We start from the raw sequence: 13,102 nt of genomic DNA on the forward strand, positions 1-13,102 counted from the left end.
CGTAATGCCGTCCCACGAGCACTTTCCGCCGGTGCCGCCGTCCGGTGAACTCCTGGCGACCCGAGCCCGGACCTCACGCGAGGTTGTCGCCGGAGGGACGTTCGCGATGCTGGCCATGGCCTGCGCCGCGGGCGTGCTGCCGATCGCCGACCAGCAATGGTCAAGCGGGCCGGGCTCCCTCATCATCCATCAGACGCTGGTCTCGCTCGTCTATCTGCTGACCGCCCATCTCCTGGTCCGCCATTTCCTGGCGAGCCGGACCGTCTCGCTGCTGTGGATCGCGGCCGGCACGCTCTATGCCTCGGCGATGCAAATGCTGCAGCTCTGGTCGATGCCGGATCTGCAGATCTCGAAACTGCCGGCCGACCGGGCTCTGCTCATGGCGGCCTGGTGCTGGTTCCTGTGGCACGCCGTCCTGCCGCTCGCGGCAATCGGTTTCGCCCGGTCCGAGCGGTTGGCGCCGCAGCAGCCCTGTGCCGCCAACCAGACCCATCTTCTCGTCTGGGGCGTGCGGGCGACCGTCGCGGCGCTGGTCGCGATTTCCGCGGTCATGCTGCTGACGGCCCCCTGGGTCCATCCGGCGATGGTCCAGGACGGCAACTATCGCCGCGCCGCCGCGATCGGCATCGGGCCGCTGCTCGTCGGCGAGAGCCTGCTGGCCTTGTTCCTGCTCTGGCGCTGGACCCGGCTCAAGACCGGGCTGCAGCTGTTCTTCGGCCTCTCGATTCTCGCCCTGATGCTGGACGACCTGCTGACGCTCGCGGGTGGCGTCCGTGGTTCGCTCGGCTGGTACGCCGGCCGGCTCGAGGCGCTGGCCGCCGCCGGCTGCCTCCTGGCACTCTGCCTGGGCGAGATCGGCCGGCTCTATCGGCGGGTGACGCTGGCGAGCGAGAGCATGATGGTCGCCGAATGGGCGTTCGAGGCCGAGGTCGCGCGCCGGACCCGCGCGCTCACCGACCGGCTCGCCGAGCTCGAGCGGCAGAACGATGTGCTCCAGGCCGAGGCGGCGGTGCGGGCGTCGGCGCTCGCCACCCGGACGGTCGAGCACGACGCCGCCGTCGAAGCGCGCGAGCGGCAGGCGGCAGAGCTCGAAGCCCTGCGCACGCAGGCGGAGGCCGCGGGCGTCGCCAAGACGCAGTTCCTCGCGACCATGAGCCACGAACTGCGCACGCCGCTCACCGGCATCATCGGCTTCTCCGACCTCCTGCTGCGGACCGAGCCCAGCCCCGCCGAGCAGCGCCGCTATCTCGAGCTGCAGCGCGAGGCGGCACAGGCGCTGCTGGGTGTCGTGGCGGACGTGCTCGACTACGCCAATGCCGAGGCCGGCAAGCTGCAGCTCGACGTGGCGCCGTTCGCGCCGCGGACGCTCGTCGAGGATGCGGCGGCCGTGGTTCGCCCTGGGATCGAGGCGAAGGGGCTCGCGTTCCGGCTGGTCGTGGCGCCGAGCGTGCCGGCCGGTCTCGCGGGCGATGCCGGCCGCATCCGGCAGGTGATGGTCAACCTGCTGTCCAACGCGGTCAAGTTCACCCAGAGCGGGTCGATCGAGCTTCGCGTCGACTACCAGAGCCGCTGCGCCCATGGCAGAGACCCCCTGAGCCGGGACGCCCTGAGCCGGGACGTCCTGGGCCGAGACGCCCTGGGTCGAGATGCCCCGGGTCGAGATGCAGGCCCGGCGCTCCTGTGCCTGCAGGTGCTCGACACCGGCATCGGCATCGCCGCCGACAAGCTCGACCGGCTGTTCCAGCAGTTCAGCCAGCTCGACGGCAGCAATGCGCGGCGCTACGGCGGGTCGGGCCTGGGCCTCGCGATCTGCCGGAAGCTCGTCGAGCTGATGGGCGGCCACCTTGGCGTCGAGAGCGAGGAGGGGCGGGGCAGTCTGTTCTGGGTGGAGCTGCCGCTCGCCGTCGCCGCCGTGCCCGAGGCCGAGCCCACGCTGGCCGAGCGTCAGCCGCGCCGCATCCTGCTGGCCGAGGATGTGGTCGCCAACCAGATCCTGGTGACGGCGATCCTGGAGGCGAACGGCCATCTGGTCGACGTCGTCGACGACGGTGTCGCGGCCGTGACGGCGCTCCGGCGGACGGCCTACGATCTCGTGCTGATGGACGTGCAGATGCCGGTGATGAACGGCGTCGACGCGACCCGGGCGATCCGTGACGACGAAGGAAACGCCCGGCGCACGCCGATCGTAGCGCTCACGGCCAATGCGTCGAGCGAGGATGCGGCGCGCTGTCTTGCGGCCGGCATGGACGCCTATGTCGCGAAGCCGATCGACGAGCCGCAGCTGCTTGTCATCATCGATCGGCTGACCGCTGCGGCCACGACCGGTCCCGCCCGGCCGCCAGTGCCGGTGCTGGACGAGGTGGCGCTCGACGGACTGATCACGCGCCTGGGCCGCGCGAAGGCGGCCGAGCTCGTCGCCCTGTTCCGCCGCAGCGTCGAGACGGAGACTGCGGCCCTGGAACTCGCCCGTGCCGACGCCACGGCGGTGCGCGGCCATGCCCGGGCGATCGCCGGTCTTGCCGGCAATCTCGGTTGCGCCGAGCTCGAACGGGCGGCCCGCCGGCTCGCGGGTCTGCGCGAGGCCGTGGAGCAGGACGAGCTCGACCGCCATCTGAGCGTGCTGAGCGACGTCGCCGCGCGCACGCTGTCGGCGCTGGCGGCTCGCTTCGCGGACAGCGCGCGCGTCGTGCCGCTGCCGACGCGGCGCGGTTGATCCTTTAGACGCCGTCATCAATCCGTCGCGAGGCTTGTGCTAGGTCTCCGGCCCCCGTCCCAGGTCGCATCACCACGGCCGGCCGTATCAACGGCCGAATCCGTGGCGATGCGGCTTTGGGGGCCGCTTCATCGCCTGATTGCTCTTTTCGGGCGCTGCCCGGTGGCTATGATCGGCCGTCGAGAAAACGTGAGCGGGGATTTCGGGTGGAAATCGGCAAGATGGCGATCGCCGCGGCGGCGCTGATCGAGGCGGGCGACGTCGAGGCGGCGCAGGTCCAGATTGTCGACCGGCTGCGCGAGCGGCCCGAGGATCCGGCGCTCTGGGCGGAGGCGGGTTTCTTCCTGCAGCACATCGGCAGCGACGAAGACGCGCTCGGCTGTCTGGAGCGCGCCTGGGCGCTCGGCGGCCGGGACATCCGGATCCCTTATTATCAGGGCCTGGCCAGCCGCGCACTCGGCCGGCCGGCCGAGGCCGAGAGCCATTTCCGCCAGGCATTGGCGCGCGATGACCGTTACGGCGATGCTTGGCAGCATCTGGGTCTGGCGCTCGCCTACCAGGGCCGTTTCGACGAGGCCGTCGCCTGCCTCGAGGCGGCGCGCGTCCGGCTCGAGGATGGCGCCAGTCTCGGCGACCGCATCTGGCGCACCCGGTTTCAGGCCGGCCAGTGGGATGAGGCCTGGCGGCTCTGCGAGGCGAGCGTGCCGGCGGACCTCGACGAGCGCTGGCAGCAGATGCATGGCACTGGCCATCGCCGCTGGCGCGGCGAGCCGCTCGCGGGGCAGGAGATCGTGCTGTTCAGCCACGGCGGCAACGGCGACACGATCCATTATTTCCGCTATCTCGACCGCGTGCTGGCCGCCGGGCCGGAGCGGGTGACCCTGCTCGTCCAGCCGGGGCTGGTTTCGCTGCTGAGAGCAAGCCCGGCCGTGGTCCGCGCCGGCGCCGAGCGGGTCCGCGTGCTCGAGGACGCGGCCGCGCTCGAGGACCGGCCCGGCTATTTCATGTGGTTCGAAGGGCTGGCGATGCTTCACCGCGCCCGACCGGACGATGTGCCATCGCAGCCCTATCTCATGCCGCCGCCGGAGCGCGCGGCGGTCTGGGCCGAGCGGCTTGGCGGCACGGGCCGCAAGATCGGGGTGGTCTGGCGCGGGTCGCCCGCCATGCCCGAGGATCACTGGCGCTCGGTCCCGCTCGACCAGGTCGAGCCCCTGTTCGGGGTCGCCGGGACCCGCTGGTTCGCACTTCAGCCGGGGCCGCTGCCCGAGGACGAGGCGGCGATCCTGGCGCGGGCCGGCGTGGCCGACTTGTCCGCAGACCTCGCCGATTTCACCGAGACCGCGGCGATCCTGGCCAATCTCGACCTGCTCATCACCATCGACAGCGCGCCCGCGCATCTGGGCGGGGCGCTTGGCCGACCGACCTGGATGCTGAACCGCGCCAGCTCGGAATGGCGCTGGGGCTGGCGGCAGACCGAGAGCTTCTGGTACCCGTCGATGCGGCTCTTCAACCAGGAGCACCTCGGCGACTGGGCGCCCGCAATCGCAGAGGTGCGTCAGGCGTTGGTCGCGGGGTAGTTTCTCCCGTCATCCCCGCGCAGGCGGGGATCCAGAGCCACGGGCACGATCTGAGATAATTTTTGCTGCAACCCTGGATTTCAGCCGGCGCGGGAATGACGATGAAAGGCCCATCACCCGTTGCGGAACGTGTAGCTGTAGCCGTTGATCGCCGGCACGCCGCCCAGGTGTGCGTAGAGCACCTTGGATCCGGCCGGGAAGAAGCCCTTGCGGACGAGGTCGATCATGCCCTGCATCGATTTCCCCTCGTAGACCGGGTCGGTCATCATGCCCTCAAGGCGGGCCGAGAGCCGGATCGCTTCGACCGTCTCCTTGGACGGCACGCCATAGGCCGGGTAGGCGTAATCCTCGATCAGCACGACGTCGTCCGCCGTGATGTCCTTGCCCTGGACGAGTGCCGAGGTCTTCTGGGCGATGTCGAGCACCTGCGCCTTGGTCTGCCCCGGCGTACCGGAGGCGTCGATGCCGATGACCCGGCGCTGCCGCCCGTCGGCCGCAAAGCCCACGACCATGCCGCCGTGGGTGGAGCCGGTCACGGTGCAGACGACGATATAGTCGAAGCGGAAGCCCAGCGCTTGTTCCTGGACCCGCACCTCCTCGGCGAAGCCCACATAGCCGAGCCCGCCGTACTTGTGGACCGAGGCGCCGGCCGGGATCGCATAGGGTTTGCCGCCCTTGGCCTTGACGTCCTCGAGCGCGGCTTCCCAGCTCGCCCGGATGCCAATGTCGAAGCCTTCGTCGACCAGCTGCACCTCGGCACCCATGACGCGCGACAGCAGGATGTTGCCGACCCGGTCATAGACCGCGTCCTCGTGCGGGACCCAGCTTTCCTGCACCAGGCGGCACTTCATGCCGATCTTGGCCGCGGTCGCCGCCACCATGCGCGTGTGGTTCGACTGCACGCCGCCGATCGAGACCAGCGTGTCGGCGCCGCTCGCGATCGCGTCAGGTACGATGTACTCGAGCTTGCGCAGCTTGTTGCCGCCGAAGGCGAGGCCGGAGTTGCAGTCCTCGCGCTTGGCATAGATCTCGACGCCGCCGCCCAGATGGGCCGACAGCCGGTTGAGCTTCTCGATCGGCGTCGGGCCGAAGGTCAGCGGATAACGGGCGAATTTCTCGAGCATGACGGGGCCCTTCGCGGCAATGAGGATCGTGTGCGCAGCATAGGGCGTCAGCTGTGAAAGGTGCTCTCGAGTTTCGATATAATTCTTCGCCGATAGTCTGTATATCGATGAATGACTGCCGAAGAATTTCATGATTTTGGGGAAGAATGAACGAATCTTCCGAACAACCTGAGCTCGACCGGATCGATCTCAAGATTCTCCGCCTGCTGCAGGCCGACGGCAGCATTGGCAATGCGGAACTGGCGAAGCGGGTCAACACCAGCCCGGCGACCTGCCATCGCCGCACGCAGCGCCTGTTCGCCGAGGGTTACATCAGCGGGGTGCGCGCGCAGATCGTGCCGCAGCGGGTCGACAAGGGCGCGCTCGTCCTCGTCGGCGTCGTGCTCGACCGCTCGACGCCCGAGAGCTTCGCCGCGTTCGAGGCGGCCGTGCGGCGCATGGCGATCGTGCTCGACTGCCACCTGGTTGCCGGCGATTTCGACTATTTCCTCAAGATCCGGGTGCGCGACATGGCGGACTTCAATCGGTTGCATGGCGAGAAGCTGATCGCGCTGCCGGGGGTGCGCCAGACCCGGACCTTCTTCGTGATGAAGGAGGTCATCGACAACGCGCCGCTCGAGTTCTGAGCGGCCGGCTCATGCCGGCTTCTTGCCCTTGTCGAACGGCATCGGCTGCCAGTGCGGATCCGGATTGTCGTGCCCGAAGGCGATCATGTCCGTGGTCGGGCGACCGTAGAGGAAGCCCTGGGCGTAGTGCGCGCCGATCCGGCTCGCGACCGACGCGTGGTCGACGCTTTCGATCTGCTCGACGATGATCTCGCTGCCATGGGCGAGCGCCATGCCGATGACGGTCTCAAGCGTCTTGAACTCGCGCGGATCCTCGATCGCCGCGCGCAGGAACGGCCCGTCGATCTTGACGTAATCGGCCGGCAACGAACGCAGCGTCTCGAGCGAGGTCGAGCCGGCCCCCAAATCGTCGATGCAGAGGCGGTGGCCGCGTGCCTGCAGGTCGCGCAGGATCGCTGCCATCGCCGGATAGTCGGTGATGCCAGCGGTCTCGGTCACCTCGATCATCAGGCGCGGTGCCTGGGCGGCGTGGGCGGCGGTGATCTGGTCGAACCGGGCACGGAACAGCGAGCTTTGCAGCGACTGGGCCGACAGGTTGATGGCGATCATCGGCTGCCAGCCGCTCTTCTCGTGGCTGGCCATGGTCGAGAGCACCGCCTCGGCCAGGATCAGGTCGTAATCCTGGATGAGGCCCGTCTCCTCGGCAAAGCGGATCCAGGGGCCGATCGAGGCCACGCCCGAGATGCGCGACAGTGCCTCGAAATGATGGGTGCGGCTGTCCGTGAGCCGGACGACCGGCTGATAGACCACCTCGATCCGGCGCTGCGCCATGATCCGGCGTGCCGCGGCCACCTGCTTCACGGTTTCCGACAAGAGGGCGGTGGCGCCGTCCTTGAGCGAGCGGACATTGAAGCCGCCCGGCCGTGCCTCGGAGAAGCGGCGGATCGAGTAGGCAAGCGCCCGGGCCGAATCCGCCTCGTCGAGCCCGCCCGAGTCGAACGACAGATCGAACACCTGGACTGGCGAGGGCAGGGCGGCGCGCTCCAGGATCTCCTCGATGCCGGCGACGATCTCCGCCTCTGTCACGCCACGGGCGCGCACCAGGCCGAAGCGGCCGGGGGCGAGCGGGCTCGCGAGCTCGCCGCCGGCTGAGACCGAGCGCAGATAGGCCATCAGCTGCGGCAAGACCTCGGCCAGCGCCGCCGGGCCGCGCTCGTCCGCGAGCTTCTGGAGGCCGTTCAGCATCAGGAAGGTCATGCCTTCCTCGACCTGCGCCTCGGAGGCGACCGCGAGCCGGTGTGAGGCCGCGGCGGTAAAGCGCTCGGCCTCGCTCTGGCCCGCGACCTCGGGTGCGCGGGCGAGCATGCTGGCCAGGATCAGGCCCAGCTGCAGCGTATCGCCGCCGTTGAGGGGCCGGCGGCCCCCCAGGATGAAGTCGATCGGCTTGCCCTGATATGACGTGAGCCGGACGCGCGTGAGCCCGATCGTGCCCGTGCTGATGAGCCGCTTCAGGAGATGGCCCATGAACTCGCGATCAGCCGGGGCGACCAGCGTGTCGAGCGACTGGCCGACGAGCGTCTCGGCCGGTCCGTCGGCAAGCCCGCATGACGCGCCGGCAGCGAAGCGAACCGTCCCGGCGAGGTCGATTTCGACGAGCAGGTGGGCCGTCGCGAAGGCGAAGCCCACGAACCGGTCCCGTTCCCGCTTCAGAATGTGCGGCATGCCGCGTCCCCGTCTTCCACGGACGAGCACCGATCCGGCGGGAAGACAAAAGCGCCGGATGCGCAAAAAAGTGACACAGCACCGCGATGCTGAGAAGAGTTTGTCGCGCGTTCCGCGACCAGAGGTGTAGCCGGTGCCTGCAAAGCTATGCCATCGGGGCTATGCCATCAGAGCTATGCCATCAGGCCGGCCCGGCGAATCCGGCGCTTCAGCTCGGCGACGCCGGCAGCGATGCGTTCGGCCTCGTTCTCGATCTCGCCGAAGGCGAGCCAGAAGTCGACCCGGTTCTCCGCAGTGAGGCCGGCGAGCGCCTCCAGTTGCCCGAGCGTCGACGCCTGGTCGATGAGCGGCTCGAACGCGCCGCGCTCGGCATCGGGCGTGTTTCGGGGAGACGGCATGGCGACGGCGCTCGGCTGGACCCAGGGGCGGCTCGCGCAAGATAGCGCGTCGTGGAAGATAGCGCGTCATGGCCCCGACGAAAAAGGGCCCGACCGAATGATCGGCCGGGCCCTTTTTCCACTGAACCGGACGGTTGGTGGAGCCGCGGGGAATCGAACCCCGGACCTCGACATTGCGAACGTCGCGCTCTACCAACTGAGCTACGACCCCACGCCGAACCGTTCGGTGACGGGTTGTATGTCGTCGCGAGGCCCCACATGTCAAGTCGCCTGTGCGGGCGAAAAGCGGCTATGCGTTAGGCTTATGGCATCGGCTGCGACCTGCTCGCGAAGGCTGTCCCGCAAGGCCTGCGCTTGCGTGCCGCCGCGCCGGACGCTAGGGTCCGCGCTCCGTATCCTGTAACAGACCGGCCGACCGCACCGTCATGTATAGCCTGCTGATTCTGGTCGACAGCGTGATCCAGATCTTCATCTGGATGCTGATCGTTTCCGCCGTTCTGAGCTGGCTCACGGCGTTCGGCGTCGTCAATCGCTACAACCGCGTGGTCTCCGTCATCGGCGACACGCTCTATCGGCTGACCGACCCGGTCCTGCGCCCGATTCGCGGCATCCTGCCGAACCTGGGCGGTGTCGACGTGTCGCCCATCGTGGCGATCCTGCTGCTGACCTTCCTGCGCAACCTCGTGTTCGAGTTCTTCAGTGGACGCCTCTAAGCTCATCGACGGCAAGGCCTTCGCGCAGGGCCTGCGTGCCCGCGTCGCGGCGGCGGCGGCGGAGCTCCAGGCGCGCCACGGCTTCCGTCCCGGCCTGGCGGTGGTCCTGGTCGGCGACGATCCGGCGAGCCAGGTCTATGTCCGCTCCAAGACCAAGGCGACTGAGGAGGCGGGCTTCCACGGCGTCGAGCACAAGCTGCCGGCCTCGACGACCCAGGCCGAGCTCATGGCGCTCGTCGCCCGCCTCAACGCCGATCCGGACGTTCACGGCATCCTCGTGCAGCTGCCGCTGCCGGCCGGGCTCGATGCGGCGGCAGTCGTGGCCACGATCGATCCCCGGAAGGACGTCGACGGTCTCCATGCCCAGAACGTGGGCGCGCTCTGGAGCGGTGCTGAAGGGCTGGTGCCGTGTACGCCGCTCGGCTGCGTGCTGCTCCTGAAGGACCGCCTGGGCCAGCTCGCCGGCAGGAATGCCGTCGTGATCGGCCGCTCGGCCCTTGTCGGCAAGCCGATCGCGGCGCTGCTCCTGGCCGAGAACTGCACGGTCACCGTCGCGCATTCCCGGACCAAGGATCTGCCGGCAGTCTGCCGTCAGGCCGACATTCTGGTGGCGGCGGTCGGCCGTGCCGAGATGGTCAAGGGCGACTGGGTCAAGCCGGGCGCCACGGTCATCGATGTCGGCATCAACCGCGTGCCGACGCCGGACGGCAAGGGCCGGCTCGTCGGTGACGTAGCGTTCGCCGAGGCGGCGGCGGTCGCCTCGGCCATTACGCCGGTGCCGGGCGGCGTCGGGCCGATGACGATCGCTTGCCTCATGCGCAACACGCTGACGGCGGCCTGCCGCATCAAGGGCGTGCCGGTTCCGGCGGTCTGACCCTCAAAACCTGCCTCGCCGCAAAATCGCCCGAATGCGAACACGGGATGATCGTGTTCGGGTCACCCTTTCCGCCTATTCGCCGGGCACAGTCCGCCCCGGCTTTAATGAATGAACGGCAAGGGAAGGGCGGACGATGCAGGAAGCGATCTTCGAATCGGTAATCGATCGATGGCTGGGTCTCCTGGTCGTGGGGCTGGCGGCGCTGTGGTTCATGTGACGGGGGTTCGTGTGACGGGGGGCGTGTGACACGCCGCAATTTCACCGGAATCCCGACACGGTAATATCGAGTTCGCGTCCAACTTTTCGCGCGTTCCGCGAGCAGAATCTCTCCCACGGCCCGAGGACGGGCTGCTCGAGGAGAGGGAAAGATGCGTACCTTGATCATGGACTCGCTGGCCGATGCCCGGTTCGGCTTTGTGCTCGTGCTGCTGATGGCGTTGCTGGCGGGATGCGCGGAAGATCAAACCGTCTCGACCTGCGGAGTGCCGTGCCAGTCAAAGAGTAATGTGGGCAATCCGGGCGGCGCCAAACTGGCCTTTGATGAGGCAATCCATTTCGATACGGATAGCTCGTCGCCGCGCGCCGACGACAAGCCTGTGGTGGCGCGAGTTGCGGCTCTGCTTGCGGCTCATCCAGACGCGCGGGTGGTGATCGAGGGCCATGCCGACGAGCGCGGCACACGCGAGTACAATCTGGCCCTCGGCCAGCGCCGGGCCATCGCTTACCGGTCGGCGCTTATCGCCGCCGGTGTGTCTGCCGACCGCATCATCGATACGGTTTCCTACGGCAAGGAACGGCCGGTCGCGACTGGGCACGACGAAGCGGCGTGGGCGCAGAACCGGCGTGCGCTCGCCGTAGTGCAATAGCCTGGAAAATCTCCCTCGTCCCGGTGTATCGCTCCGCGCTTGAGGGCGAGGGAGGCAACGGTGAGCGACGAGACCAGGAAGGGCGCGACCAAGAAGGACGCGCGGGAGCTCGCGGCCGAGGCGCATACGGATTTCGCGCGCGCCATGAGCTACGGCGACTATCTGCAGCTCGACACGCTGCTCGCGGCGCAGAAGCCGCTGAGCGACCAGCCCGACGAGCTCCTGTTCATCATCATCCATCAGGCGACGGAGCTGTGGATGAAGCTCGTGCTGCATGAGCTGACCCAGGCGCGGGCCCTCGTCGTCGCCGACGATCTGCAGCCGGCGTTCAAGGCCATGGCGCGGGTCAGCCGCATCCAGGCGCAGCTCATCCAGTCGTGGGACGTGCTCTCGACCATGACGCCGTCGGACTATTCGAGCTTCCGTTCGGCGCTCGGTCAGTCGTCGGGCTTCCAGTCGGCGCAGTACCGGCTGATCGAGTTTTTGCTCGGCAACAAGCAGGCGCAGATGATCGAGCCGCATCGCCATCTGCCCGAGCTCGCGACCCGGCTCGACGCGGCGCTGGCGACACCCAGCCTCTATGACGAGGTGATCCGGCTCCTGGCGCGCCGCGGTTTCGCGATCGATCCCGCGGCGCTTGGCCGTGACGTGCGGGAGCCCTATGCCGCCGATGCCAGCGTGCGTGCCGCCTGGCTCACTGTCTATCGCGACCCCAAGGCCCATTGGGAACTCTATCAGCTGGCCGAGGAACTGGTCGATCTCGAGGACTGGTTCCAGCAATGGCGCTTCCGCCACGTGACGACGGTGCAGCGCGTCATCGGCTTCAAGCGCGGCACCGGCGGGACGGCCGGCGTCGCCTATCTCCGCAAGGCGCTCGACATTGTGTTCTTCCCCGAACTGTGGGACGTCCGCACCGAACTCTGAAATGCCGGGCTCTCAAATGCTGGCGATGCGCGTTATTGAGGCAGATCGCCGCGGAGGCATCACCCGATACCGCAAGGTCGTAAAATTCAGCCGCGTGGAAACGATCGGTTACCAAATTTGCGCGCCAATATGGGGACGGCTGCGCTAGGTTCGGCCGTAATAGCACTGTCTTTATTTGGGAAGAGGGGCGATCGATGAAGCGACTTGTCGCCTTGGGTTGCACGCTGTTTTTGTCGGTTGCGGCGCTCGGCGCCCGACCCGCCCAAGCGGCCGTCGACCGGCTCGCCCCGTTTCTCGGCGCATTCCAAGGCCAGTCGGGCCAGGCGCCGGGCGATCTTTTCGTCCCGCTCTGGTCGAAGGCCAACCCGTTCGATGTCACGGTGACGCGCCAGGACGACGAGCTGACATTCTCCATCGGTGCCAACGAGCCGGTGGTGATGCGCTTCGTCCCGGTCTCCGACCGGCTCTATCTGCTGCGCACGGATCGCCCCGGCGCCAGCGGCTACGCCTGGGTCGATGCAGACAAGCTGACGTTCCAGGCGATGCTCGCCCCCGCCGGCGAGCCGGCCCGCGGCATGCGCTTCATCGTGAGCTTCGAAGACGACCACCGGCGGCTCGCCGCCTACACGCTCAAGGGCAGCGACGCGCCCGTCGAGGTGCTGGATACGGCGCTGAAGAGTCCGGAGGATTAAGGGCGCGCGCGTCTTCTGTCGGTTGTGAAGTTGCCGGGTGCTCATGCTAAACTCGTTCCGTATTTGGCGGACGAGGTCCTTCGCGCGTGGATGAAAAGGCGATCCTGAAGGCGCTTGAGACGCCACGTCCGACCGCGATGACTGGCACCTGCCTAGGCCTTATCGTCATCCCGATCGTCTTATGCATTGTATTCGCCACGCTTGCGGTAATCGTCGGTCTCCCGAAGTACTATAGAGCTCTGGGATTGAAGGAACGAGGTATCGAGATCTCGGGTGAAGTGACCGGTGGTTACATCACAACAGCAAAGCAGAAGGGTGTGCGGGAGCCCGTCAGCACCTGTCATCTCAAGTATTCATTCAGTCCGAGAGAGCTCGCTGGGGCTTATCAATCGTCGATCTCCAGCGAGGCGCTAATGTCGCCTGGGTCCTGCTCCGTGCTGCACCCTGGGACGATCGTGCCGATAATCTATGACCCCCTCAGGCCCGACCGGAGCGTCCTCAATGTCGGTGATCCGGTCGGCCGAATGCAACCGAGCGAGGTTTTGAGGCAGGTCGAGGCGGCGGAAGAGATAATCGTTTCGTTTTTCACCCTTCTCGTCCTGCTGGTCGTTATTGCGTATTACCGCCAGAAGCATCTCATCAAATGGGGCGGGGCTGCGGAGGCCGCGATTGTCAAGGAGCGAGAGTACAGAACGAAAAACGGGCGTTTCGCGACAGTGACCTATCAGTTCCTCGACGAAACCGGTAACCAGGTTCAGGGCGTCCGCCGGCATGTTCCTGCGAAAATTGCGGACGCTACGCAGGACTTTGCCGGGTCTCAGGAATACAGGGCGCGAATCATTGAGAAGCCGCTCGTGCTGTACGATCCGCGCAACAGTCGGCGCAACCGTCTTTATCCGTTCGCTCTCGTCAGGCCGAAAGCGATATAGC

At 67.5% G+C, this 13,102-nt stretch carries 12 protein-coding genes and 1 tRNA gene; 9 read left to right on the forward strand and 4 right to left on the reverse strand.

From position 1 onward, the window contains the following. The first annotated feature begins 106 nt into the window (after positions 1 to 106). Both IEY58_RS02680 and IEY58_RS02685 read left to right on the forward strand, forming a co-directional pair. Positions 107 to 2,713: an ATP-binding protein gene (locus IEY58_RS02680; RefSeq protein WP_189042151.1), complete on the forward strand. Its 2,607-nt coding sequence runs from the start codon at positions 107 to 109 to the stop codon at positions 2,711 to 2,713. A gap of 206 nt (positions 2,714 to 2,919) precedes the next feature. After that, positions 2,920 to 4,290, forward strand: coding sequence for a tetratricopeptide repeat protein (locus IEY58_RS02685; RefSeq protein WP_189042153.1), 1,371 nt, complete (start codon positions 2,920 to 2,922; stop codon positions 4,288 to 4,290). Between the two features lie 113 nt (positions 4,291 to 4,403). Here IEY58_RS02685 and IEY58_RS02690 read toward each other — a convergent pair whose 3' ends face one another. Then, positions 4,404 to 5,414, reverse strand: a complete 1,011-nt coding sequence (locus IEY58_RS02690; RefSeq protein WP_189042155.1) for a 1-aminocyclopropane-1-carboxylate deaminase — start codon at positions 5,412 to 5,414, stop codon at positions 4,404 to 4,406. A 146-nt stretch (positions 5,415 to 5,560) separates the two neighbouring features. On the opposite strand from IEY58_RS02690, the gene IEY58_RS02695 reads away from it, so the two are divergent. Next, the gene (locus IEY58_RS02695; protein ID WP_189042157.1) at positions 5,561 to 6,040 is read left to right on the forward strand and encodes an Lrp/AsnC family transcriptional regulator; all 480 of its coding nucleotides are present in this window, start codon (positions 5,561 to 5,563) and stop codon (positions 6,038 to 6,040) included. A gap of 9 nt (positions 6,041 to 6,049) precedes the next feature. On the opposite strand, the gene IEY58_RS02700 is transcribed toward IEY58_RS02695, so the two are convergent. From IEY58_RS02700 to IEY58_RS02710, 3 genes are all read right to left on the reverse strand, one after another. Next, positions 6,050 to 7,702, reverse strand: coding sequence for an EAL domain-containing protein (locus IEY58_RS02700; RefSeq protein WP_189042159.1), 1,653 nt, complete (start codon positions 7,700 to 7,702; stop codon positions 6,050 to 6,052). A gap of 173 nt (positions 7,703 to 7,875) precedes the next feature. Further along, the gene (locus tag IEY58_RS02705) at positions 7,876 to 8,100 is read right to left on the reverse strand and encodes a hypothetical protein (protein ID WP_189042161.1); all 225 of its coding nucleotides are present in this window, start codon (positions 8,098 to 8,100) and stop codon (positions 7,876 to 7,878) included. A gap of 135 nt (positions 8,101 to 8,235) precedes the next feature. Then, a tRNA-Ala gene (locus IEY58_RS02710) sits at positions 8,236 to 8,311 on the reverse strand. A 214-nt stretch (positions 8,312 to 8,525) separates the two neighbouring features. On the opposite strand from IEY58_RS02710, the gene IEY58_RS02715 reads away from it, so the two are divergent. From IEY58_RS02715 to IEY58_RS02740, 6 genes are all read left to right on the forward strand, one after another. Further along, positions 8,526 to 8,813, forward strand: a complete 288-nt coding sequence (locus tag IEY58_RS02715; protein WP_189042163.1) for a YggT family protein — start codon at positions 8,526 to 8,528, stop codon at positions 8,811 to 8,813. Further along, a complete protein-coding gene (gene folD / locus IEY58_RS02720) occupies positions 8,800 to 9,687 on the forward strand; it encodes a bifunctional methylenetetrahydrofolate dehydrogenase/methenyltetrahydrofolate cyclohydrolase FolD (RefSeq protein WP_189042165.1) in 888 nt (295 codons plus the stop codon). The genes IEY58_RS02715 and folD overlap by 14 nt, the downstream gene beginning before the upstream one ends. A gap of 371 nt (positions 9,688 to 10,058) precedes the next feature. Continuing rightward, complete coding sequence (gene pal, locus IEY58_RS02725) at positions 10,059 to 10,556, forward strand: peptidoglycan-associated lipoprotein Pal (RefSeq protein WP_229743437.1); 498 nt, start codon at positions 10,059 to 10,061, stop codon at positions 10,554 to 10,556. A gap of 60 nt (positions 10,557 to 10,616) precedes the next feature. After that, positions 10,617 to 11,480 (forward strand): tryptophan 2,3-dioxygenase, encoded by an 864-nt coding sequence (gene kynA / locus IEY58_RS02730; RefSeq protein WP_229743438.1) that lies wholly within the window; start codon positions 10,617 to 10,619, stop codon positions 11,478 to 11,480. Between the two features lie 194 nt (positions 11,481 to 11,674). Then, the gene (locus IEY58_RS02735; RefSeq protein WP_189042167.1) at positions 11,675 to 12,172 is read left to right on the forward strand and encodes a hypothetical protein; all 498 of its coding nucleotides are present in this window, start codon (positions 11,675 to 11,677) and stop codon (positions 12,170 to 12,172) included. Positions 12,173 to 12,258: 86 nt separating this feature from the next. Continuing rightward, positions 12,259 to 13,101, forward strand: coding sequence for a DUF3592 domain-containing protein (locus IEY58_RS02740; protein ID WP_189042169.1), 843 nt, complete (start codon positions 12,259 to 12,261; stop codon positions 13,099 to 13,101). Position 13,102: the final 1 nt, after the last annotated feature.

The organism is Aliidongia dinghuensis (assembly GCF_014643535.1).
Lineage (GTDB): Bacteria > Pseudomonadota > Alphaproteobacteria > ATCC43930 > CGMCC-115725 > Aliidongia > Aliidongia dinghuensis.